General features: G+C 74.9%; 14 protein-coding genes. 7 read left to right on the top strand and 7 right to left on the bottom strand.

Going from position 1 to position 22,444, the window contains the following annotated elements; translation table 11 throughout:
- The first annotated feature begins 119 nt into the window (after positions 1 to 119).
- A complete protein-coding gene (locus tag ACFYYR_RS29885; protein WP_388860426.1) occupies positions 120 to 683 on the top strand; it encodes a hypothetical protein in 564 nt (187 codons plus the stop codon).
- Positions 684 to 944: 261 nt separating this feature from the next.
- Here ACFYYR_RS29885 and ACFYYR_RS29880 read toward each other — a convergent pair whose 3' ends face one another.
- The gene (locus tag ACFYYR_RS29880; RefSeq protein ID WP_388860423.1) at positions 945 to 2,009 is read right to left on the bottom strand and encodes an O-antigen ligase family protein; all 1,065 of its coding nucleotides are present in this window, start codon (positions 2,007 to 2,009) and stop codon (positions 945 to 947) included.
- Between the two features lie 210 nt (positions 2,010 to 2,219).
- Here ACFYYR_RS29880 and ACFYYR_RS29875 point away from each other — a divergent pair, with 210 nt between their 5' ends.
- The 4 genes from ACFYYR_RS29875 to ACFYYR_RS29860 all read left to right on the top strand — a co-directional run bounded on the left by ACFYYR_RS29875 (position 2,220) and on the right by ACFYYR_RS29860 (position 5,668).
- Entirely contained in the window at positions 2,220 to 2,699 is a 480-nt protein-coding gene (locus ACFYYR_RS29875) for an NUDIX domain-containing protein (RefSeq protein ID WP_388860419.1), read from the top strand.
- Between the two features lie 168 nt (positions 2,700 to 2,867).
- Positions 2,868 to 3,089, top strand: a complete 222-nt coding sequence (locus tag ACFYYR_RS29870; RefSeq protein ID WP_388860416.1) for a CsbD family protein — start codon at positions 2,868 to 2,870, stop codon at positions 3,087 to 3,089.
- Positions 3,090 to 3,809: 720 nt separating this feature from the next.
- Complete coding sequence (locus ACFYYR_RS29865) at positions 3,810 to 5,006, top strand: PLP-dependent aminotransferase family protein (protein ID WP_388860413.1); 1,197 nt, start codon at positions 3,810 to 3,812, stop codon at positions 5,004 to 5,006.
- A 215-nt stretch (positions 5,007 to 5,221) separates the two neighbouring features.
- The gene (locus ACFYYR_RS29860) at positions 5,222 to 5,668 is read left to right on the top strand and encodes an SRPBCC family protein (protein WP_388860410.1); all 447 of its coding nucleotides are present in this window, start codon (positions 5,222 to 5,224) and stop codon (positions 5,666 to 5,668) included.
- 218 nt (positions 5,669 to 5,886) lie between these two features.
- Here ACFYYR_RS29860 and ACFYYR_RS29855 read toward each other — a convergent pair whose 3' ends face one another.
- From ACFYYR_RS29855 to ACFYYR_RS29835, 5 genes are all read right to left on the bottom strand, one after another.
- Complete coding sequence (locus ACFYYR_RS29855) at positions 5,887 to 8,886, bottom strand: condensation domain-containing protein (protein WP_388860407.1); 3,000 nt, start codon at positions 8,884 to 8,886, stop codon at positions 5,887 to 5,889.
- Complete coding sequence (locus ACFYYR_RS29850) at positions 8,876 to 12,814, bottom strand: amino acid adenylation domain-containing protein (protein ID WP_388860404.1); 3,939 nt, start codon at positions 12,812 to 12,814, stop codon at positions 8,876 to 8,878. The genes ACFYYR_RS29855 and ACFYYR_RS29850 overlap by 11 nt, the downstream gene beginning before the upstream one ends.
- Entirely contained in the window at positions 12,811 to 15,957 is a 3,147-nt protein-coding gene (locus ACFYYR_RS29845; protein ID WP_388860401.1) for an amino acid adenylation domain-containing protein, read from the bottom strand. Before ACFYYR_RS29845 ends, ACFYYR_RS29850 begins: the two co-directional genes overlap by 4 nt.
- 127 nt (positions 15,958 to 16,084) lie before the next feature.
- Positions 16,085 to 17,428, bottom strand: a complete 1,344-nt coding sequence (locus tag ACFYYR_RS29840; RefSeq protein WP_388860397.1) for a non-ribosomal peptide synthetase — start codon at positions 17,426 to 17,428, stop codon at positions 16,085 to 16,087.
- 358 nt (positions 17,429 to 17,786) lie between these two features.
- The gene (locus ACFYYR_RS29835; protein WP_388860394.1) at positions 17,787 to 19,109 is read right to left on the bottom strand and encodes an MFS transporter; all 1,323 of its coding nucleotides are present in this window, start codon (positions 19,107 to 19,109) and stop codon (positions 17,787 to 17,789) included.
- 659 nt (positions 19,110 to 19,768) lie between these two features.
- Between ACFYYR_RS29835 and ACFYYR_RS29830 the strand changes: the two genes are divergently transcribed.
- A complete protein-coding gene (locus ACFYYR_RS29830) occupies positions 19,769 to 20,254 on the top strand; it encodes a nuclear transport factor 2 family protein (protein WP_388860391.1) in 486 nt (161 codons plus the stop codon).
- A gap of 186 nt (positions 20,255 to 20,440) precedes the next feature.
- Here the strand turns inward: ACFYYR_RS29830 and dhaK are convergent, their stop codons facing one another.
- Entirely contained in the window at positions 20,441 to 21,433 is a 993-nt protein-coding gene (gene dhaK, locus ACFYYR_RS29825; RefSeq protein WP_388860388.1) for a dihydroxyacetone kinase subunit DhaK, read from the bottom strand.
- A gap of 545 nt (positions 21,434 to 21,978) precedes the next feature.
- On the opposite strand from dhaK, the gene ACFYYR_RS29820 reads away from it, so the two are divergent.
- Positions 21,979 to 22,422 carry a cupin domain-containing protein gene (locus ACFYYR_RS29820; protein WP_388860385.1) on the top strand — a complete coding sequence of 148 codons (444 nt, stop codon included), beginning with the start codon at positions 21,979 to 21,981 and terminating at the stop codon, positions 22,420 to 22,422.
- The last annotated feature ends 22 nt before the right edge of the window (positions 22,423 to 22,444 follow it).

The raw sequence follows: 22,444 nt of genomic DNA, 5'->3' as shown, positions 1-22,444 counted from the left end.
CGCGGAGGTGCCGGCCGTCGGCGCGTGGCGGCTCCGGCGCGGATGCACCGCGGCGTGTGCGCCGTGGAGCGGCCCGGTCACGCTCTGCTGTCGCGGGGGAACGCGAGTACGCTCGCTTCATGAGGGACGACCTCCACCACGACGATCCGGGCGGCCGGGCCGAGCCCGTCCCCGCGGTGTGGACCGGGCGCGCGACCAACCGCGCGCAGTGGCCGCTCGCCGCCCTCGGCGTCGGCTGCATGGCCCTGGGGGTGGAACTCGCCGTCGAGGCCCCCTGGACGTCCGGCATCGTGCCCCTGCTCATGTCCGTGATCGGCTGCCTCGCCGTGGGCCTGCTGGTGCTCTACGGCACGCTCGCCTTCGTCCACGTCCATGTGCGGATCGAGGACGAGGTCCTGGAGGTCCGGTGCGGCCACGTCGGTCTGCCGCGCCGTCGCATCGCGCTGGAAAACGTTGTCGGCGCCGAGTACGTGCCCCGGGTGACCCCGCACGAGTGGGGTGGCTGGGGCTGCCGGTGGCGCCCCGAGAAGGGCACCGCCGTGGTCGTCCGCCGGGGCGAGGGCCTGCTGCTCCGGATGGGGGACGGCCGCCGGTTCACGGTCACGGTCGACGAGGCCGAGGTCGCGGTCCGGGTGATCCACGACCGGCTGCGCAGGATGACGTCGACCCACGATCCCGCCTGACTGCCTCCTGCCGCCCCACGATTCCGCCTGACGCCTGACGCCTGACGCCTGACGCCTGACGCCTGACGCCTGACGCCTGACGCCTGACGCCCGACGCCCGACGCCTGACACCTGGCGCCTGCCTGCCTCCCGAGCCGGGCGCCTGCGCGTGCCGCCGCCGGGCAGTACCGCACACCCGATCCGTACCGCACACCCGATCCGTACCGGGGAGCCGGCCGGTGAGCCGCCCGGGCCGGCTCCGCATCTGCCGGGTCGGCTCCGTCAGGGCGGAAAGGCGCCCTGGACCCGGGGCCAGGACCCGGTGGCGGGAGCCGCCGCGCCGCCGCCCTCGCTGAGCGGGCGCGCCGCGGCGAGGCCCGCGAGCAACCCCGCCGCCGCCGTCACCTGCACAAAACTCAACGCATTGGTGGCCACCGACAGCAGGGCCAGCACCGTCAGCGCGGCCCCCGCCGTGAGGGCGACCCCGGTGGACCGCTCCGACCGCCACAGCGAGTGGAGCACCCACCCGTAGGCCGCGGCCAGCAGCAGCACCCCGGGAACCCCCTGCTCCGCGGCCTGCTTCAGCACCGCCGAATGAGGCTTGCCGTCCGAGTTCGCCGTCTGCTGCACCGTCGCGCTGAGGTCGCCGAACCGGTCGGGGCCGGCGCCCAGCACCGGATGGTCCTCGGCGAGCCCCACCGCGTCCTGCCACAGCAGCATCCGGTGCTCGGTCAGACGCACCTCGGCCCGGGCCAACAGCCCGTCGGGGAGCCGGCCCTCCGCGAGCGCCCACGAACCGCCGGCCGCACAGGCCACCAGCACGGCCGCCCCGGCGAGGGCCGGCAGCCGGTGCCGGGCCGGCCCCGCCGCCAGCGAACAGACCAGGACCACCAGCGCCGCCACGCAGCCCGCCGCCGAACCGAGGACCAGCGCCGCCGCGGCGACCGCCAGCGCCAGCAGCCGCAGCGCGGGCCTGCGGGTGGCCCAGGCGGCGCAGCACGCGGCACCCGCGGCCAGCGCCAGCTGAGCGGCGGTGGCACCGGTGTGTCCGGGAGTGGGCCCCACGGCCGGGCCGGGCAGGTCGTACGGAGTGCCGGCGGCCAGGGCCACCCCGGCGAGCGCCGCGCCGACCGGGGCGGCGACCGGGAGCAGCGCTCCGCCGATCCGCCCGCAGGCGTACCCCGCCGCCACCGCGAGCAGCGCGAGCAGCATGCCCTCCGGGCGGGACTCACGGCCGGCCGCGCTGATCAGGGCCCAGGCCGCGCAGCACCCCAGGACGACGACGCCGGTCACATCGGCGGTGCTGCCGCGCTCCCGCGCGGCGGGTTCAGCGACAGACGGTGCCATCCCGTCGACCCCCCAGTTCTGACGGGCACCGCTCGCGGCACTACGGGTGCCGAGCGGGCACATGGTCGGCCTACCGTATCGGCTGGGATGCCGGGCTGTGGAGCCCTGTGCAGGAGCAATGCGGCGACGGCGGGGCGGAACGCGGGGTGACGGCGCCGGGCGCCGCCGGGGTGCCGGGCTCAAGATCGGGCCGACCGTTAGGCTCGTCGCATGGCAACGCCCGACTTCATCCTCGCCCTGCGCGAAACCGCCGGCCACCAGCTCCTCTGGCTCCCCGGCGTCAGTGCCATCGTCTTCGACGACGACGAGCGAGTGCTGCTCGGCAAGCGCGCCGACACCGGACGCTGGTCCATCATCGGCGGCATCTGCGAACCGGGGGAGCAGCCCGCCCGCACCGCCGTGCGCGAGGTCCTCGAGGAGACGGCGGTGGAGTGCGTACCGGAGCGGGTCGTGCTCGTCCAGGCCATGGACCCGATGGAGTACGCCAACGGCGACCGGTGCCAGTTCATGGACGTCACGCTGCGCTGCCGCGCGGTCGGCGGCGAGGCCCGGGTCAACGACGACGAGTCGCTGGAGGTGGGCTGGTTCTCCCTGGACAGCCTGCCCGAGCTGGAGGACTTCGCGCTGATGCGGATCAAGCAGGCTCTGGGGGACGGGCCTGCCTGGTTCGATCCTGCCGTCGGGGACTGACCGTTTCCCGGCCGGCCGTTCCCATGACTGACGGTCCCGCCGCTGACCGATTCCGCCGGTGACACGGGGCCGGGCCGGCCGGTGACCGGTGTCCGAGGTGCGAACCCGTGGTGCCTGCGGCAGCGTGGACGACGGACATCAGCATCCGCCGACAGGAAGGCGGCTCCCATGAGAGAGCGCACCGGCGGCGGCCGTCACGGCCCCGCGGACAAGTGGAAGGGCAAGGCCAAGGAGATGGTCGGCAAGGTCACCGGCGACGAACGTCTCCGTGGCGAGGGCCGGGCCGACCAGATGAAGGGCAGGGCCCGGGAGGCGATGCACGACGTCAAGGAGAACCTGGCGGGCGCCCGGGAATCCCTCAAGGACAGGAACCGGCGCAAGAAGAGCTGAGCGACCGACTCCGGCACCGCCGCGGCCCGTGACGGTGAGCGTTGCGGGACCGCGGTGCCGGGGCCTCGAGGGCCGTCCCGGCTTGGCGCGAGTCCGCCCGTCCACCGATGGCACGGCACGGGATCATTCGACGGCCTCGGGATGTCGACCGTCGCCCCGTGGATCGCGCAATTCTCCGGTGCTCGTCGGACTTCGGGGCGGAATGCGTCCACGCCCGGGCGGTGACGGCTGCGATTTCCCGAAATGCCACGTGCCGCGTCGATCAGTCGACGCATGGGAAGGACCGGTATTCCAGCGGGCGGGAGAGCGGACGGAGTTCGCGAAGCGGGAGTAGCTGGGAGCCTTCCCGGCTGTTGCTTGTGCTCCCCGCAGAGTTGCTTGTGCTCCCCGCAGAAAGAGGTGCAACCCCGGCGGTGAACAGCGCGCGGGTGCATGTCCTCCTGCCTGTTCGGGCGGGGTGCACCACTGGGATCGTCCTGTTGCATCGCACAGTGCGCAAGGGACAGAGACATGCTGACTTCGGCGCCGAAAGGTGCCCGGAGGCGGACGAGTCGAGGGGAGGAACAGCGAGGAAGGCAAGTGAAGACGGCAGAGGCTCCGGCGGCCGGTACAGAAGAGGAATCGTCGGTTGCCGGTAACCGGAATTCGCTATTCCAAGGCGTCGACGGCCGGCGAATCAACAATCTGGAGGGCCCTCTTGGCTGCCGATATGCTGTGGCCATGCTTCCCTCCGCCCCCCATGCGCCGGTGCCCGCGGGTGCCTCCCGGCTCGCCAACGTCGGTTCGTCGCCCGTCCGGGAGATCCTGGCGCTCACCGAGCGCCCCGAAGTGATCTCCTTCGCGGGCGGTCTGCCCGCGCCGGAACTCTTCGACACCGCGGGTATCAGGGCCGCCTACGACGGCGTGCTGGCGGAGGAGCCGCAGCGGGCCCTGCAGTACTCCACGACCGAGGGGGACGCGGAGCTCCGTACCGCGATCGCGGACCGGCTGACGGGGCGTGGCCTCTCCACCGGGCCCGACGACTTGCTGATCACCACCGGGTCGCAGCAGGCACTCACCCTCATCGCCACGGCGATGCTGGAACCGGGCGATGTGGTGCTGGTCGAGGACCCCTGCTACCTGGCCGCCCTGCAGTGCTTCGGCTTCTCCGGCGCACGCGTGGTCCCGGTGCCGACCGATGACGACGGCATCGTCCCCGCCGCCCTCGAGGAGATCGTGGCGCGCGAGCCGGCCAAGCTGCTCTACCTGGTGCCGACCTTTCAGAACCCCACCGGGCGGACCCTCCCGGCGGAACGCCGCACCGCGGTGGCCGAGGCGGCCGCCCGGCACGGCTTCTGGATCGTCGAGGACGACCCGTACGGGGACCTGCGGTACGACGGGGACCGGGTGCCGTGGATCTCCGGCGCCGAGGCCGCGGCCGACCGCACCGTGCTGCTCGGCTCCTTCTCCAAGATCATGGCGCCGGGGCTGCGGCTCGGCTACCTCCGCGCGCCCGCCGGTCTCCGCCGTTCCTGCGTCATAGCCAAGCAGGCGGCCGACCTGCACACCTCGACCGTCGACCAGGCCGCCGCGGCCCGCTATCTGCGGGACAGCGACCTCGACGCCCATGTCCGGACGATGTGCTCCGCCTACCGGGACCGCCGGGACGCCATGCTCGACGGACTCCCGGCGGCGCTGCCCGCGGGCAGCCGGTGGAACCGCCCGGAGGGCGGCATGTTCATCTGGGTCACCCTCCCCGAGGGGTACGACGCGACGGAGCTGTTGAAGGTCGCGGTCGGGCACGAGGTGGCGTACGTCCCGGGCGCGCCGTTCTTCGCAGGCACTCCCGATCCGGCAGCGATGCGGCTGTCGTTCACGACCCACTCGCCCGACGAGATCTCGGAGGGCCTGCGCCGTCTGGCGAAGACCTTCGTCTGAACCCTGGTCCGCTTCCCGGGGCGCTCCCGAGGGGCGGCAGGGTGCCCGGCGCGGCGGCATGCGCCGAACGGGGCAGGGCAGCCGCGGGCCGGTTGGCCGGGATTCGGCCGTCGTGGCGATGCCCGGCGGTGCCCGACGCGTTGGCCGGGTCCGAGGGCCCCTGTCTGGGACGATGCGCTCGCCACCGCCCGCCGACGAGCGCTCAGGGAGAGACCATGGCAGGAAAGTTCGAAGCGACCGTTGAGATCGACCGGCCCGTGGACGAGGTCTTCGCCTTCCTGGCCAACGGCGAGAACGACCCGAAGTTCAGTCCCCGGGTGCAGCGGATGGAGAAGACGACCGAGGGGGCGACGACGGTGGGCACCGTCTACCGCAGCACCGTCAAGGACGCCGGGATGACCACCCACCGGGAGTTCCGCATCAGCGAGTTCGAGCCGCCCCGGAGAATCCGCTGGACCGAGATCTCGAAGAACCTGGTGACGGCCCCCGAGGGCGGCTACGACCTGGAGCCCACCGTGGACGGCCGGACCAGGCTGCACGTCTTCAACGTCCTGGAAGGGCAGGGGCTCGGCAAGCTGGTCGCGGGCCTCGCGCTCGGCGCCGCGCGCAAGGACGCCGACGCGTTCGCCCACCGGATCAAGGCGGCCGTCGAGGCATCCTGACCCGCCGCGCCGGGCAACGGCCCCCGCACGCCGCGGGGGCGGGACGGACCCGGCACGGACCGGGCGACGCATGCGGTGCGCAGCCGCGGTGCGGTCGCGCTCGGCACGGGCCGCCGGAACCGGAAGCAAGCCAGGGGCCCGGTGCCGTCGCCGGCACCGGGCCCCTGCCCCGTCACGAGCCGTTCACCGGCCCGTTCCCCTCCCTCGGGTGACCCGTGTCAGCCCGTGGCCGGGCCGACCATGGCAGCCAGCACCGACCGCCAGTCCTCGCCCGGCCGTTCGGTGAGCACCGGCGCCAGCCGGTCCGCCCGGTACCGCCAGTGGTGGTCCAGGTCGCGGTGCGTCCCCGCCCCGAACGTCACCGCGCTGCCGCTGCCCAGCAGGGCGGCCAGCTCGGTGGCGAGGTCCGGCCAGGCCACATGGCCGCCGATCGCGTTGACCACCCCGTTCACCGGCTCGTCCAGGCAGGTGACCAGCGCGCGGGCGAGCGCGGCGGCGTGCACCCAGGGGGCGCCGTACCAGCCGTGCTCCCCGTTGCCCGGGTCCGGCAGGACGAGCGGGTCCCCCGCGAGCGCCGCCTGGTACAGCGCCCCGGTCGCACCCCAGCGCAGCTGGTCCCGGAGCCGGTCGTGCGCACCCCAGACGATGGGGGAGCGCACAGCGGACGCACCGCCGCGGCCCTCGCTCCCGGCCGCGTCCAGCAGCAGCCGTTCGCAGGTCACCTTGGCGCTGCCGTACGCGGTCAGCGGCTCGCGGGACGGCGCGCCTTCGGCCACCTCGGCCTCGGCCGGGTGCCCGTAGGCGTCCACGCTGCTGACGAACACGAACGGGCCCTGCCGCCAGGCGGCCACCAGCGCCTCCATCGCCGCGATGTCCACCTCCGGGCGGGTGAAGGTGCAGGCCGCGTGGATGACGGCGTCCGCTCCGGAGCAGGCGGCGCGCAGGCTGTCGAGATCGGTCAGGTCGCCCTCGACCACCTCCACGCCGTCCCCGCTGACCCGGTGTGCCGACTCGGGGCGGGCCAGCGCCCGTACGGGCCGCCCGCGCCGGACGAGCTCCCGCACCACGAACGCCCCCACGCCACCGGTGGCCCCGGTCACCAGGACGGTGCCGGTCCGGGTCGCGGACGGACGGCGGGCCGGGGCGGCCGCAGACGCCGCGGCCCGTTCGGCCTCCCGGGCGTCCAGCAGTGCCGCCAGGGCCCGGGGGGTGCGGCGCTCCATGACGTCCAGGCCGGTGAGCGGCAGCCGGAGCCGTTCCCGCAGCCGTTCGGCCAGCTGGACCGCGGTCAGGGAGTGGCCGCCGAGCACGAAGAAGTCGTCGTCCGGGGCCGGTTCCTGGGCCAGCAGCTCGGTGTAGGCGGCGAGGACGGCCCGTTCCCGCTCGCCGGTGAACGGCTTCTGCTCCGGTTCCGGCGCGGGCGCCGGGGCCATGGGCACCGCCGGCAGTCCGGGCAGCCGCGTCCGGTCCACCGTCCCGTCGGCCGTGAGGGGCAGCGTGTCGAGCAGGGTCACCGCCGCCGGGACCGCGGAGCGCTCCAGCCCCGCGCGCAGGTGCGACCGCAGCTGCGACGGGCTCGGCCCGCCGGCGCGGGCGAGGACCGCCCACGCCAGCGGCGGCCGGCCGGCGAACTCCACGACGACCGCGCTCGCAACGTCGGGGTGCGCCCGCAGACGCTCCTCGGCCGGATGGGCCGCCGCGGTCCCCGCCGCCCCGGTCCCCGCCGGCCCGGCGGCGTCCTGCCGGCCGGACGTCAGCAGCCCGCCGGGCAGCGCCGCCGCACGCAGCGCCGGGTCGGCGGCGACGGCCACCAGCAGCTCCCCGAACGCGTCCGCCAGCCGGGCGCCCGTTCCGTCGCCCAGGACGGCCGCGCTGTGCTGCACCAGGGAGGCGGCGCCCTCCGCCTCGGCGACACCGAAGGACAGGTCGAACTTGGCCGTGCCGAGGTCGAGTTCGACGGCCTCGGCCGTGGTGCCGGGCAGCAGGAGCGCCGTGGGCTCCTGGAGCAGATCCGCGGTGACCCGGACCAGCGCGGTCCCGTCGCCGCCGCGCGCGGCGGCGCCGAGGCGCTCCACCACCAGGTCGAACGGCACCTCGCGGTGCTCCTGGGCCTCCAGCAGCGCCGTGTGCACCCGGTCCACCAGCGTCCCGAAGGCGGGATCGCCGGACAGATCGACCCGGACGGGCAGCGTGTTGACGCACAGCCCGACGAGTCCGCGCATCGCCGCGCCCGTACGGTGACTGCTCGCACAGCCGATGACCAGGTCGTTCTCCCCGGTGGCCCGGTGCAGTGCGGCGAACGCCGCGGCCAGCACCACGGTGAACAGCGTGGTCCGCCGTTCCTGGGCCAGGGCCCGCAGCGCGGGCAGCACCTCGGCGCCCAGCGGCGCTTCATGGATCCGGCCGGAGCGGGCCGCCGGACCGGACGCGCCGGTCCCGTCCGCGGCCTCGGTGGCGGTTCCGTCCGCGGCCCGGTCCGGACCGGGCAGGACGAGCGGGGCGGCCCCGTCGAGCCGGCGCAGCCAGTGCTCCAGGCCGGGCGCGAGCCGTTCGGCGGACGCGTGCTCCCGGCGGGCGAAGTCCGCGTACTGCGGGGCCGGGGCCAGCCGGTCGGCACGGCCCTCGCACGCCGCGGCGTAGAGCTCCGCGATCTCCGTGGCGACCGTACCGAGCGAGCCGCCGTCCACCGCGATGTGGTGGAGGGTCAGCAGCACCGTGTGGTCCTGCTCGGCGTGCCGGACGACCAGCGCGCGCAGCATCGGCCCCGTGGCCAGGTCGAACGGGCGGGCCGCCTCCCGGAGCAGCTGCTCCGTGCCGTCGCCGGCCACGTCCACCACCGGGACGGGAACCGGCGCCGGGTCCATGACCTGCTGGAACGGTTCGTCCTCGCGGTGGCCGTACCGGGTCCGGAGGATCTCGTGCCGCCGGACCAGCCCGTCCAGGGCGGCGCCGAGCGCCGCGGTGTCCAGCGGGCCCCGGACGCGGGTGGCGAACGGCACGGCGTACAGGGCGCCGCCCTGGCCGAGCCGGTCCATCAGCCACATCCGCCGCTGCGCGCGGGAGAGCGGCACCGGACCGGAACGGTCGGCGGCGTCCGGGCCGGCGACGGCGCCGGGAACCGGTGCCGGGCCGCCGGTACGGGTGCGGGCCCGGGAACGGGCCCGGCGCAGCAGCGCTTCCTGCCGGGCGACGGAGGAGAGTGCGGGATCAGTGGCCATGGAGGTCCTCCGTCGGCAGGTCGTGGCGGGCGCCGTCGTGTCCGGCCGCGCCGGGGAGGCCGGAGCCGGCCTCCGGTGCTCCGGACGCCTCGGGTCCGTCGGTTTCGTCCCCGGGCCCGGCGTCGTCCCCGAGCTCGGCCAGCAGGGCGCGTTCCAGGACCGCCGCGTGGCCGGCCACGGTGGGGGCGGCGAAGAACTCCGCCAGGGGCAGCTCCACCCCGAGCTCCTCGTACAGGTCGTCGACGACGGCCAGCGCGAGCAGCGAGTGGCCGCCCAGCTCGATGAAGTCGGCGTCCCGCTCGGTGACCTCCCGCCCGAGGGAGAGGCTCCAGGCGCGGGCCACGGCCTGTTCGATGGGACCCAGCGCCGCATCGCCCACCGCCGGGGCGGCGGTGTCGAGCGCACCGGACCGGGAGCCGTCGAGCTCGGCCAGGGCACGCCGGTCCACCTTGCCGGAACTGGTCAGCGGCAGCCGGTCGACGACCGTCCACATGTCCGGAACCAGGTGCGCGGGCAACCGTCCGGCGAGCCGTGCCCGCAGCGTCTCGGCGCGCGGCACCGGCCCCGGAGCGGCCACGACGAACGCCGCCAGCCGGGCGTCGTCCGCGCTCGGCCGACGTACCGTCACCGCCGCGTCGTCCACCTCCGGCTCCTCGCGCAGCGCGTGCTCGATCTCGCCCGGCTCGATCCGGAAGCCCCGGACCTTCACCTGGTCGTCGGCGCGGCCGTGGAAGTCCAGCACCCCGTCCGGACGGACGGAGACCAGGTCGCCGGTGCGGTAGAGCCGCCCGTGCGCCGGATGGTCGACGAACCGCTCGGCCGTCAGCTCGGGCAGGCCGACGTAGCCGAGGGCCAGCCGCGTCCCGCCGACCCACAACTCGCCCTGCGTGCCCGGCACTACGGGGTTCCCGTCGGCATCCAGCACGTGCGTGGTGGCACCGGCGACGGCGCGCCCGATGGGCACCTGGCCGTCGCAGTCGGCGTCCGTGACGCGGTGGACGGTGGCGAAGGTCGTCGCCTCGGTCGGGCCGTAGGCGTTGACCAGCTCCAGCCAGGGGAAGGCCCGCAGCACCGCGCGGGCGTGGGCGGCGGCCAGTGCTTCGCCGCCGGTCACCACGGTGCGCACCACGCCGAACAGCCGCGAACGGCGCACGGCCAGCTGGTGGAAGAGCGCGGTGGTGAAGAAGGCGACCGTGACACCGTGCCGCTCCACCTGCTGCGCCAGATCCTCCAGCGAGGGCCGTTCGGCGGTGCAGACGGCGACGGACGCGCCGTTCGCCAGCGCCCCCCAGAGCTCGAAGGTCGACGCGTCGAAGGTGACCGGCGAGTGGAACAGGACCCGGTCCCGCGGGGTGACCGTGGCATAGCCCGGGTTCCGCACCAGGTCCGCGATCCCGCGGTGGGTCACCGCCACGCCCTTCGGGCGGCCGGTCGAGCCGGAGGTGAACAGCACCAGCGCGGCACCGTCCGGGCCGGCGGCGACGGGCTCCGCCACCGCTGCCGGCTCGGCGTCGGGCAGGGCCCCGTCGGCGGGCAGCACCAGGACCTTCTCGGGGCTCAGGTCCGAGGACTCCAGGAGCTTGCCGTCGGTCAGCGTCAGCACGGCCTCGGTGTCGGCGAGCATCCGGGCGGTACGGGCCGCCGGGTGCGCCGGGTCCAGCGGCACGCAGGTCGCGCCCGCCCACCACACCCCGAGCTGGGCGACGACCGTCCGCGCGGAACGCGGGACGAGCAGGGCGACCCGGTCACCCGGCCGCACCCCGCGGTCCCGCAGCCGGCCGGCCAGCGCCGCGGCCGAGGAGACGAGCTGCCGGTACGTCAGGGTGGTCCCGCCGTCCAGCACCGCCAGGTCGTCGGGGCGCCGGGCGGCGTGCCGGGCGATGAGGACGGGCAGCGAGCCGTCCCCGTCGGGTGTCCGCCCGTGCGGGGCGGTCCCGGAGACCGTCCCGGTGCCGGTGCTTCCGGTGGCAGTGGTGGTGACGGCGGTTCCGGTGACGGCGGACGCGGTCGCCGGGGTCCCGCCGTCGGAGGGCCGGCGGCTGTCGAGGAGCGCCGCCACCGCCCGCAGATCGGGCTGCCGCAGCACCTCGGGCGCCCGCAGCCGGACCCCGCTCTCCTCCCGCACCGCGGTCAGCAGCCGGGCCAGCGCCAGGGAATTGCCCCCGGCCTCGGTGAAGTTGTCCGTCAGCCGGATGTCCGGGGCGCCGAGCAGATCACGGCAGAGCCGCAGCACCAGCCGCTCACCGGCGCCGGCCCCCTCGTCCGCGCCGGCGCCGTCCGCCGTGCCGGTACCGTCCGCGGCTGCCGTGGCGGGCGCGGACTCCCCGGTGGCGAGCAGCGCCGCGCGGTCCACCTTGCCGTTGGCGTCCAGCGGAAAGCCGTCCACGATCGTCAGCGAGGCGGGCACCGCCTGCTCGGGCAGCCACGGCCGCACCCCGCTGAGCACCGCGCTCGGGGAGAGCCCGTGGCCCGGTGCGGCCTGGACGAACGCGGCGAGCCGCGCGTCACCCGCGGGGGTGCGGCGCACCGCGACCACGGCGGCGGCGACCCCGGGGTCGCGCTCCAGCGCCGCCGCGACCTCGGCGGGCTCGATCCGCACCCCGCTGATCTTCACCTGGTCGTCCAGCCGGCCCAGGAACTCCAGCTCGCCGTCCTCGCCCATCCGCACCCGGTCGCCGGTCCGGTAGACCCGGTCGGTCTCCGGCGCGCCGAGGCCGTCCGGAGCGGCGGTGAACCGCTGCGCGGTCAGTGCCTCGTCCAGGTAGCCGAGCGCCAGCAGCCGTCCGCCGATGCGCAGTTCACCGGCCTCGCCGCGGGGCAGCAGGACACCCTGCTCGTCGGTGACGCACACGGTCACCCCCGGAAGGGGCAGTCCGATGGGCGGAGCGCCCTCCGCACCGCCGGCCGCACCGGGACGCATCGCGTACGTCGTGGTGACGACCGTCGACTCGGCCGGGCCGTAGGCGTTGTGCACGGTCACCGGCAGACCGGCGGCCGGCCGGCGGCGCATCCGGTCCCCGCCGACGACCAGATGACGCAGCGCCAGACCCGACGGCCACGGCCGGTCCAGCACCGGCTCGGTCATCGGCGTGGCGGCGACGGCGACGGTGACCCGGGCGTCGCGCCACCAGTCGGTGAGCACCGCCGGGTCCCAGCGGACCGCGTCGGGGGCGGGGCAGAGGGCCGCACCGCTCGTCAGACCGGCCCACAGCTCCATCAGGTGCGGGTCGAACGCGACGCCGATCAGCAGGCTCTGCCGCTCACCGGGGCCGACCCCGGTCTCCGCGCGGTACCAGTCCAGCAGCGTGCCGAGCGCGGGCTCGGCGACGGCGACGGCCTTCGGCGTGCCGGTGGAACCCGAGGTCAGGACGGCGTAGAAGGCGCCCTCCGGGGCGGCCGACGCGCCCTCGGGCGGCGTGGTGAACGCGGCCACCGCCGCGGCCGGCGCGTTGGCACCCCGGCCGGGCAGGGCCAGCGCCAGCTGCTCACCGGTGCGGTGCGCCTCCGGCAGCAGGGCGGGCTCCCCGATGAGGCAGCCGACCCGGACGTTCTCGGTGACGGCGGCGATCCGCCGCTCCCCGGGCCGGGGTCCGAGCGGCAGATAGACGGCGCCGAGCCGGGCCAGGGCGACCGCGGTCACCACGAGCGCGGCGGACCGGTCCAGGCAGACGCCGACCAGGTCGCCGGGGCGCACCCGGTCCCGCAGCGCGGCGGCCACGTCCGCGGCGGCCGCGTCGATCTCGGCGTAGCTCCACCGGTCCTCGCCGTCCAGGACGGCGGGGGCGTCCGGCGTCCGGCGCACCCACTCCTCGTAGTGGGCGAGCACGGAGCCCGCCGCGGGGGAGGGAGCGTCCCCGTGGGCCACGCTGAGCGGGGGACGTGACGGTGCGGTGGCGTCGGACGGGGTGCTGGTGAGGTGCTCGCTCATATCGACTCCGAAGGCGCGGCCGTCGTGCCGACGGCGGTCAGGGCGCGGGCCTGGTCGGCCAGCACCGGGTTCTGGAAGAGGAGGCGCAGCGGCGGCCGGTCGCCCAGCCGGGGCTCCAGCCAGGCCGCGAGGTGCGCGGCGAGCAGCGAGTGCCCGCCGATCCGGAAGAAGTGGGAGGACTCGGAGAAGCGCGCGTGGCCCAGGACTTCGCGCCAGCCCTCGGCGAGCAGCGCCACCTCCGGGTCGGCGAACGCGGCCGGGGCCTCGTCCACCGGCTGCCGGACGGGCGTGAGGCCGGCGGCGGACCGGGCCAAAGCGGCCCGGTCGGGCTTGCCGCCGGGGAGCAGCGGCATCGCGTCCAGCCGCACCCAGCGGCCCGGTACCAGCGCCCCGGGCAGCCGCCCGCTCAGCGCCGTGTGCAGGGCCTCCTGATCGGGCTCGGTGGTGCCCTCGAGGAAGCCGATCAGCCGGGGACCGCCCGCCGCCTCACGGTCGAGCACGACCGCGCAGGACCGGCCGCCGAGCTCCGCCGACGCGGCGGCCTCGATCTCCTCCAGCTCGATGCGGTAGCCGCGCAGCTTGACCTGGTTGTCGCGGCGGCCGAGGAAGTGCAGCCGCCCGGACCGGTCGCGGTAGCCCAGGTCGCCGGTCAGATAGACCCGTTCGCCGCCCAGCGCCTCCGGGCGCACGAAGCGGGCGGCCGTGGTCTCCGCGTTGCCTACGTAGCCCTCCGCCAGGCCCGCGCCGCTGATGGCGAGTTCGCCCACCGCGCCGGCCGGCAGCGGCCGCAGCCCCGCGTCGAGGACGTGCACGCGCTCTCCGGGCAGCTCCGTGCCGAGCGGGACCTCGGCGCCGTCCACCAGGTCCGCGGCGGTGATCTCGTGCACCGTGGAGCTGACCGCGGCCTCGGTCACCCCGTACACGTTGAGCACGGTGGCGTCGGTGTCGCCGAGGAACTCCCGCAGCGCGTCGGCCGGGATCCGTTCACCGCCGAGCACCACCAGCCGCGGCGCCCAGCGCCGTTCCCGCAGCGCCGGCCGCAGTTCCGCGCGCGTGGCGAGGAAGTAACTCGTCGGCAGGTTGGCGACGGTGACCCCGGTGTCGGCGAGCATCCCCGCCAGTTCGGTGCCGGTGGGCACCTCGCGGTCCGGCACGACCAGACAGGCTCCGGCGTGCAGCGAGGGCAGCACCTCCTCCAGCGCCACGTCGAAGGAGGGCTGGGCGAACAGCAGCACCCGGTCGTCGGCCACCAGCCCGAACCGGTCCGCCGCGCCGGTCATGTGGTTCTCCAGCGCCGCCCGGCCGACGGCGACCGGCTTGGGAATGCCCGTCGAGCCGGAGGTGTGGATGATGTACGCGGCGCCGTCCACGGTCCGTGCCGGATGGGCGAGCGGGAACACACGGTCGCCGACCGGCGCCACCGGCAGGGCCGTCGACGGCAGTTCCGCACCGCCGTCGGTCAGCACCAGCGCCGGAGCGAGCCGCTCCAGCAGCAGGCCGAGCCGGGCCGCCGGGTCCTGCGGGGAGAGCGGGGCGTACACCGCTCCCGTCCGCAGACAGGCCAGCAGCGCCACCACGGAGTCGGTGCCCCGCGGGAGCACCGCCGCCACCGGCTGCCCCGCGGTCACGCCGCAGGCCCGCAGCCGTTCGGCGAGCTCCGCCACCCGCCGGTCCAGCTCCCCGTAGGTCAGCCGCAGTTCACCGGCGTGGACCGCGGGCCGCGCCGGGTCGTGCCGGGCGACCGGGTCCAGCAGGTCGCCCCGCGCGCCGGACACCGAAGGCGCGGCCTCCGGGCGGGAGTCCGTTCCGGCCCCTGCCAGCGCGGCCAGCGGCGCCTCGGGGTTCTCCAGGTAGGACCGGAGGAGGTCCAGCAGCCGTCCGGCGAGCAGCTCCGCCACGTCCTCGCCGAACAGGTCGGCGTCGTAGTCCCACACCAGCGTCATACCGGGGGCGCCCTGCCGCGGGCTCACCCCACGGCGGTCGTCCGGCAGCAGCACCACATCGAGGTCGAAGCGCGTGGTGCCGGTGTTGAACCCCTCGAACAGGGTTACGTCCAGACCCGGCACCTCGATCTCCGGGAGCGCCGCGTCATGGGCGCTGAACATCACGCTGAACAGCGGGTTGTCGGCCCCCGAGGTGTGCATCCCGAGCGCCCGGGTCAGCTCCTGCACCGGGACGTCCTGGTGCGGGAGCGCCCGGATCAGGGTGTCGGTCACCTCGTCCATCACCGCGTCGGCCGGGGCGTCCGGGTCCGGCGCCAGCCGCAGCGGGATCGTGTTGACGAACATCCCGACGGTCTCCTCGAAACCGCGCGGGCGGTTGCCCACCGCGGTGCCGATGACCATCTCCGACCGGCCGCTGTGCCGCCGCAGCAGCTCCGCGAACAGGCCGAGCAGCGCGGCGAACGGCGTGAGCCCCCGCTCCCGGGCGTGCTCCCGCAGCTTCCCGGCGAGGTCCGCGCCGATGGACTGGCGGAGCTGGCCGCCCCGGTGCCGGCGCCGCGCACCCGGCCGCGCCAGGCCGGGCAGCGGCATGTCGAAGGCGGCCGAGCGCAGTTCGTCCTGCCAGTGGGCGAGGCTGCGGTCGCGGGAGGCGACGGCGTCCGGCGCCGCCGCGGCCCGCACGTGCTCCTCGTAGGAGGGCGCGGGCCGCAGCGCGACCGGCTCGCCCAGGACATGGGCCCGGTAGACGCGGAACACGTCGTCGAGCAGGATCGCGAACGAGTGGCCGTCGTGGATCAGATGGTGCTCGACATGGATCAGCCGGTGCAGGTCCGGCGCGAGCCGCACCAGCGTCCAGCGCAGCAGCGGCGCCTCGCAGGTGTCCAGCGGGGTCTCGGCCTCGGTGCGCAGCAGCCGGGCGAACGCCTCCTCGGGGTCCGGCTGTCCGGAGAGGTCCACGGTGCGCAGCCGGGGCGGGCACGCCGGGGCGACCCGCTGGCCGGGGATCCCGTCGGTTCCGGGCACGAGCTCCAGGCGCAGTCCCGGATGCCGGTCGAGCGTCGCGGCCAGCCCGCGGCGCAGCGCCTCCTCGTCGAGCGCGCCCCACAGGTCGAGCGCTCCGGTGAAGTTGTAGGCGCGGCTGCCCGGCGTCACTTGCTCGTGCAGCCAGACGATCTCCTGCGACGAGGAGAGGGGGAACATCGGCCATCCCTGGGGTAGTCGGGGTTCGGTATCGGTGAAACGGTCGGCCGGGAGCCCGGTGTGCGGGCCCTGCCGAGCGGGCGGCCTCCGCGGGTCGCGCGGTGGGCCGCCGCAGTGGTACGGCGTGTTACGCAGTGGGGCTGTGCCCGGCCGCAGTGATGACCGGCCCGGCCGCTCCGGACGGCAGGCCGGAGCGCACCCGGGCGGCCAGCGCCCCGAAGGCGTCACGGGCCGCGGCGTCGTCGATCAGGGCGCGGTCCCAGACCATCCGCAGCTCCACGTCCGAGCCCTGGCTGACGGAGACGGCGAACGGGGAGCGCACGGGCCGCCCGTCCACGCTCACCTCCCGCCCGTCCACCCCGGCGAGCCGCAGGGGCGCGCGGCGGCTCCGGTCCTCGACGGTGAGCATGGCGTCCATCCGGCCCGACCAGGCCGCCGCGCCGGCGGCCCGCGCCGCGCGCACCACCTCGTCGAACGGCGTGTCGGCCCGGTCCAGGTCGTCCCACCAGGCGGTGGCCGCGTCCCCGGCGGGGTCCGCCGGGGCGCCGGTCGCCGCGGGGAAGACCACGGTGTTGAGGAAGCAGCCGAGCACCGGCTCCGCCGCGGCCGGCCGGCCACCCCACGGGTACCCGACGGGAACCACATGACCGGGGCCGTGCAGGGCGCCCACGGCGGCCCGGCACGCCTCCAGCAGGGCGGGGAACGGGAGCGCGGCGCCGTCACCGGCCGGGACCGGGATCCGGACCTCGGCCGCACCCGTGGGCAGCCCCGCGGGCACGGGACGTGCGCCCGCGGCGGGTGTCATGTCCTGTACGCCGCGGAGCCGTTCGGCCCAGTACGCGAGGGCGGCCGGTGCGCTCGCCCGCTCCTCGGCGGCGAGCTGCAGCAGCACGGCCTCCCGGTAGGCGCGCAGTTCGGCGGCCACCCGGCCCGGGTCCACGTCCGCCGGGCCGAGCCCGTCACGGTAGGCGGCCGTCAGCTCCTCGGTGATCCTGGCCAGCGACTGTCCGTCGCACGCGGCGTGGTCCAGGGCGACGGCCAGCACCTCCTCGGCCGCGTCCGGACCGTCGTCGGCGAGGTACAGCCGCAGCGGCGGGCCGTCCGGCGTCCACCGGCCGAGCGCCCGGCGCAGCGCGGCCTTCGCGTCCTCGCCCGGCGCGGACTCCACCCGCTCCGCCGGCACCTCGGCATCGCCGAGCCGCTGCACGGGAGTTCCCCGCAGCACGGCCGTCCGGGCGCGCAGCGCGGGGTGCAGGGCGGCCAGCGAACCGGCGGCCGCAGACAGCCGCGTCAGATCCACGGTGCCGCGCGGGAACGCGAAGAAGAGCGGCACGACATCCGGCCGTCCGGCCGGGTCGAGCGAGCGCACGAGGACGAACCGGCGCTGCGCCCCGGTGACGGGCAGCAGACCGCCGCTCTCGTCCAGCCGCTGATATCGGGTGAGGTACTGGCCCGTGATGCTGGAGTGCACCGGTTCCTCTCTGGTCGGCGTCCGGTCCGCGCGCGGCGGGCAGGACAGGGAGCGGGGGCGGAGAGCCCCCGTGCGGGCGGTGGTGCGGGGTGGTGCGGTGGTGGTTCAGGGGCCTGCGGGTGGTTCCGCGACAGGGTGTTCCTGCCGGGCCGCGGCGGCTGCGTGCGGGCGCTTCCGCCGACGCGGCGCGTGGAGGCCGGTCCTCCCGGAGGGCCCCCGGACGAACTGGCGGTGGCGCCGCTCCGTCGAGGGCCCATGAGGGCACGGCCGGGAGCGCTGCCGTGACCGGGCGAGGGGCGGACGGACGGTCCGCCGGCCGGTGTCCGGCCCTGGGCGGGCCGGTGCCGCCCCATGGTGCTCAGCCGACCGGCGTGGCCTCGGTACTGCCGCCGTCCGCGGCCGCTGGCACCGCGTCGGCCGCTTGCTCGTCGGGCACCGGCGCCGGCAGGTCGCGCATCCGGCGCAGCGGGGAGAACAGCAGCGGCAGCGGCACCAGGAGGAAGCCGACCGCGCAGACCCACACGGCGGCGCGCGGCCCGGCGGCGTCCGCCACCGCACCGCCCACCAAGGCGCCGAGGGGCATGGTGCCCCAGACCAGGAAGCGCATGGTGGCGTTCATCCGGCCCAGCAGCCGGGGCGGGCACAGAGTCTGCCGGAAGCTCACCTGCGCGACGTTGTAGACGACCGCCCCGAAGAAGACGACACCGGACCCGATGGCGAAGAGCGTGGCCGCGGCGCCGCTGCCGGCCAGCGGCCACAGCAGCGCGAACGGGCCCGTGACCAGCGAGGACAGCCAGATGATGCGGGCCTGTCCCAGGGCGCGGGCGAGCGGGCCCGCCGCGAGCGCGCCGGCCAGTCCACCGACCGCCGCCACCGACAGCATCAGCCCGACCGCGGCGGGGCTCAGACCGAGCACCCGCACCAGGAACACGGTCTGTACGGCCATCAGCAGCGCGGTGAAGAAGTTCCCGAGCCCGGTGGTCGCGGCGATGACCCGCAGCAGCGGACGCCCCAGCACGAACCGCAGTCCCTCGCCGATCTCCCGTCGCAGCGAGGCGTCGGGCACGGGCTCGGGTGCGGGCTCGGGGCGGCGGATGCCCAGCAGGAACAGGGCCGAGAGCGCATAGCCCACCGCGTCGGCGACGATCGCCAGGTGGGCGCCGACGAGCTGGACGAGCCCGCCGCCGAGTCCGGGACCGGCGATCTGCGCCGACGAACGGACCGTCTCCAGCGCCCCGTTCCCCGCCACCAGCTGTTCCTGGGGGAGCAGCCGGGGCAGGTAGCTCTGGTGGGCGACATCGAAGAAGACCGTGGCCACACCGGTGATCAGCGCCACGGCGTAGAGCTGCGCCATGGTCAGCACGTCCAGGGCCGCCGCGACCGGGATGCCGGCCATCGCCACGGCCCGCACCACATCGGCCCGGATGAGCAGCGGCAGCTTGCGCATCCGGTCGACCCAGGCCCCGGCGGGCAGCCCGACGAGCAGGAACGCGGCGGTCTCCGCGGCGGTGAGCAGCCCCACCTGGAAGGCGGAGGCGTGCAGTTCGAGCACCGCGACCAGGGGGAGGGCGACCAGGGTGACCTGGGCGCCGACCTGCCCGGCGGTGGCGCCTGCGAGCAGGAACCGGAAGTCGCGCATGCGCAACGGGCCGCCGGGCGCAGCCTGTTGGGAGGAGTCCATGCGCATGACATTCGCCAACAGTTGGTCAAGAGTCAAAGTGGGAAGACCATTTTCGGTCACTACTTGCTGCCGAATCCTCATTCGGCAGCAAATTTTTGATGATACGGGGTGGACAACCGCATGAATCACGGTGTGATCACAGGCTGTTCGCCCCTGTTTCCGCACGGTTGCGTACCGCGGAAGGCCATAACGGACCTGCATGGTGTGCTCTCAGTGCACGCTTGTCCGAAAAATGCTGGTGTAGCGGCGCGAGAACGCCATTTCGGATGGATCCGAATCGTCGGATGGCCTGCCCGACGCCGCCCGCCCGGTGGACCATGACTCCTGCGGCGACCCGTGACCCTGTCGTCGCCCCGCCGTGCCGCGCGCCGCTGGGATCCGGCCCGCCGTGCCGGGCGGAAGGGTGGTGCACGGGGAGGGTTCCGGCGCTACCGTCGCGTGGGTCGGGAGCCGTGCGCTTCGGGCGCTGTGCGCTGCGGGGCCGTCCGCTGCGAGGTGCCGGGCGCTTCAGGAGCGCGACGGCGTGCGGCGCGCCGATGGCGCCGTCGGGGTGCCGAATGCCTCGGGGCGTGCGCCGGCAGCACCGGGAGAGCGCCGCCGGGAGAGTGCCGGGAGAGCGCGAACGAGTACTGCGGGACCAACGGGAGAGGGAGAGCCGGATGCCGGTCGGGAGCCGACGAACAGTCACCGCCGCCGCCGTGGCGGTCGGGGTGGCGCTGCCCGCGCTGTACGAGGCGGCGGTGGGCGCCCTGGTGCGCCACAACGCGCGGCGGCTGGGCGAGGGGGACCTCGCACCACAACTGCGCACGTACGCCGACGACGTCCGGTTCGTCTTCCCCGGACGGAGCTCATGGGCCGGGGAGTTCCGCGGGAAGAAGGAGGTCGAGCGGTGGCTGCGGCGGTTCGTCGACGCCGGGCTGAAGATCGAGTTCGACGACGTCCTGGTGTCCGGACCGCCCTGGGCGACCCGGCTCTGTCTCCGCTTCCACGACTACTGCGAGGACGAGCACGGCGAGACCGTCTACGCCAACGAGGGCACGATCTACGGCCACGCCCGCTGGGGCAGGCTCACGCACTACGTGGTCTTCGAGGACACCCAGCGGGGCGAGGAGTTCGACACCTACCTCGCCACCGTGGGGAAGTGACTCCGGCGGGGGCCGGCCTTCAGGCGGGCCCGGACCCACCGGCCCCCGCCGTTGAGGCGGGCCCGGAGTGCCCGGAGCCCGGCGCCGCCCCGCGGCTCATCGCGGGCCGGCCCCGGTCTCCGGATGTCCCCGGTCACCCGGCCGCCGGATCCTCGTAGCGGACCGATTCCGGGGCGGGGCGAAGGCTCAGCGCCCCCAACGCAGGCCCGGCGTCGCCACGGGCGCGTCCCAGAGCCGCAGCAGCTCCTCGTCGATCTGGCACAGCGTCACCGAACAGCCGGCCATGTCGAGCGAGGTCACGTAGTTGCCGACGAGTGTCCGGGCGACGCTGACCTGACGCTCGGCCAGCACCCGGTGCACCTCGGCGTTGAAGCCGTACAGCTCCAGCAGCGGGGTCGCGCCCATGCCGTTGACCAGGAGCAGGACGGGCGCGTCCGGGCGCAGGTCGTCCAGGACGGCGTCGACGGCGAAGTCCGCGATCTCCCGGGACGTCATCATCGGGCGCCGCTCGCGGCCCGGTTCGCCGTGGATGCCGATGCCCAGCTCCAGTTCACCGGAGGGCAGGTCGAACGTGGGGCTGCCCTTGGCCGGGGTGGTGCAGGCGCTGAGCGCCACCCCGAAGCTCCGGGAGTTCTCGTTCACCTTCCGGGCGACGGCCTCCACCCGCTCCAGCGGAGCGCCCTCGTCCGCCGCGGCTCCGGCGATCTTCTCCACGAAGAGCGTCGCCCCGGTGCCGCGCCGGCCGGCGGTGAAGAGGCTGTCGGTGACGGCGACATCGTCGTTGACCAGCACGCTGGCGACCTGGATGCCCTCGTCCTCGGCCAGTTCGGCGGCCATGTTGAAGTTCATCACGTCGCCGGTGTAGTTCTTCACGATGAACAGCACGCCCTTGCCGCTGTCCACGGCAGCCGCGGCGCGGGCCATCTGATCGGGCACGGGCGAGGTGAAGACCTCCCCCGGGCAGGCGGCGTCGAGCATCCCGGGCCCCACGAACCCGCCGTGCAGCGGTTCATGCCCCGAGCCTCCGCCGGAGATCAGCCCCACCTTGTCGGTCACGGGTGCGTCCCGGCGTACGACGACCCGGTTCTCCACATCGACCGTGAGCTCCGGGTGGGCGACGGCGATCCCGCGGAGCGCATCGGCGACCACGGTGTCCGGAACGTTGATCAGCATCTTCACGGGTACCTCCTGATAAGGCTAAAAGCAAGCTTCTGGGCTGCGTTTCCGCAGGTCGCGGTGGCTGTGCCCAGCTCTCGATCTTGGCGGTCCTGACGGTCCGAAGCGGCCTCCGGCGGGTCTGATGCTGACTCGATGCTGACTTCCCTGACTGGGTGTCAGGATCGAACGGTACCCCTGAGCGAGCTCCACCGGAACGTCCGACTCCAGTATCTACCGAGCGGCCGTCGAGGTCACGGATCACGACGGAAGGTGTCCGCTGCGCGTGGGGCTGGTGGGTTTGGCGGGGGTGTGGTGGCAGATGGGGTGGGGGAGGCGTGTTCCCTCGCGGACGGACACCCGAAGGGCGCCCCGGGGCCCGGGCGCGGCCTCGGGCCGGACGGCTTGCCGGCTCGGCGTGGATGGTTCATGAGCAGGGCCGGAATGCCTTCGCGCCTCGGTCTCCGGAGGTTCTTGCCACTACAGCAACGACGTTTGCCGTCCCGGGTGCGGTGGTCGCAGCCTGATGCTCGGTCAAAGACCTGCGACAACAATGAGGAGACCACGCGATGACCACCCACGAAGCCGTCGGATCCGCCGTGAGCGCAGACGGCAGCGCGCCGCTGGGCAACCGCGTCCACCACGTTCGGGCCGGTGAGCTGGATGGCCATGCCGCCATCAGTGGCGGCACCGTCGGCTCGAAGAGGCTCTGGATGGGCCTGGTGGAGAATGCGCCGCTCAGTTCAACGGACAACCACCATCACGGCGAGTCCGAGGCGGGAATCTACGTGGTCAGCGGTCACCCCGTGTTCTTCTTCCACGACGGCGTACAGGAGGTTCGGATCGCCGCCGGTCCCGGCGACTTCCTGCTCGTCCCCCCGTTCGTCCCGCATCGCGAGGAGAATCCCGACCCCAGCGAGCCCGTGGTCGTCGTGATCGCACGGACCACTCAAGAGCCGATCAAGGTCTCCGTGCCCGAGCTGTACCACGTCAAGGAGACAGGCACGCGGTAGGAAGAAGACGTGGGCCGAGGTT

The sequence above is a fragment of the Streptomyces sp. NPDC001922 genome, from assembly GCF_042891165.1.
Lineage (GTDB): Bacteria > Actinomycetota > Actinomycetes > Streptomycetales > Streptomycetaceae > Streptomyces.
This window is presented reverse-complemented; position numbering and strand designations above follow the sequence as displayed.

Excerpts from the sequence above, each read along its gene's own strand:
- ACFYYR_RS29885 (WP_388860426.1), top strand. The coding sequence starts at position 120 with ATGAGGGACGACCTCCACCACGACGATCCGGGCGGCCGGGCCGAGCCC.
- ACFYYR_RS29880 (WP_388860423.1), bottom strand. The coding sequence starts at position 2,009 with ATGGCACCGTCTGTCGCTGAACCCGCCGCGCGGGAGCGCGGCAGCACC.
- ACFYYR_RS29875 (WP_388860419.1), top strand. The coding sequence starts at position 2,220 with ATGGCAACGCCCGACTTCATCCTCGCCCTGCGCGAAACCGCCGGCCAC.
- ACFYYR_RS29870 (WP_388860416.1), top strand. The coding sequence starts at position 2,868 with ATGAGAGAGCGCACCGGCGGCGGCCGTCACGGCCCCGCGGACAAGTGG.
- ACFYYR_RS29865 (WP_388860413.1), top strand. The coding sequence starts at position 3,810 with ATGCTTCCCTCCGCCCCCCATGCGCCGGTGCCCGCGGGTGCCTCCCGG.
- ACFYYR_RS29860 (WP_388860410.1), top strand. The coding sequence starts at position 5,222 with ATGGCAGGAAAGTTCGAAGCGACCGTTGAGATCGACCGGCCCGTGGAC.
- ACFYYR_RS29855 (WP_388860407.1), bottom strand. The coding sequence starts at position 8,886 with ATGGCCACTGATCCCGCACTCTCCTCCGTCGCCCGGCAGGAAGCGCTG.
- ACFYYR_RS29850 (WP_388860404.1), bottom strand. The coding sequence starts at position 12,814 with ATGAGCGAGCACCTCACCAGCACCCCGTCCGACGCCACCGCACCGTCA.
- ACFYYR_RS29845 (WP_388860401.1), bottom strand. The coding sequence starts at position 15,957 with ATGTTCCCCCTCTCCTCGTCGCAGGAGATCGTCTGGCTGCACGAGCAA.
- ACFYYR_RS29835 (WP_388860394.1), bottom strand. The coding sequence starts at position 19,109 with ATGGACTCCTCCCAACAGGCTGCGCCCGGCGGCCCGTTGCGCATGCGC.
- ACFYYR_RS29830 (WP_388860391.1), top strand. The coding sequence starts at position 19,769 with ATGCCGGTCGGGAGCCGACGAACAGTCACCGCCGCCGCCGTGGCGGTC.
- ACFYYR_RS29820 (WP_388860385.1), top strand. The coding sequence starts at position 21,979 with ATGACCACCCACGAAGCCGTCGGATCCGCCGTGAGCGCAGACGGCAGC.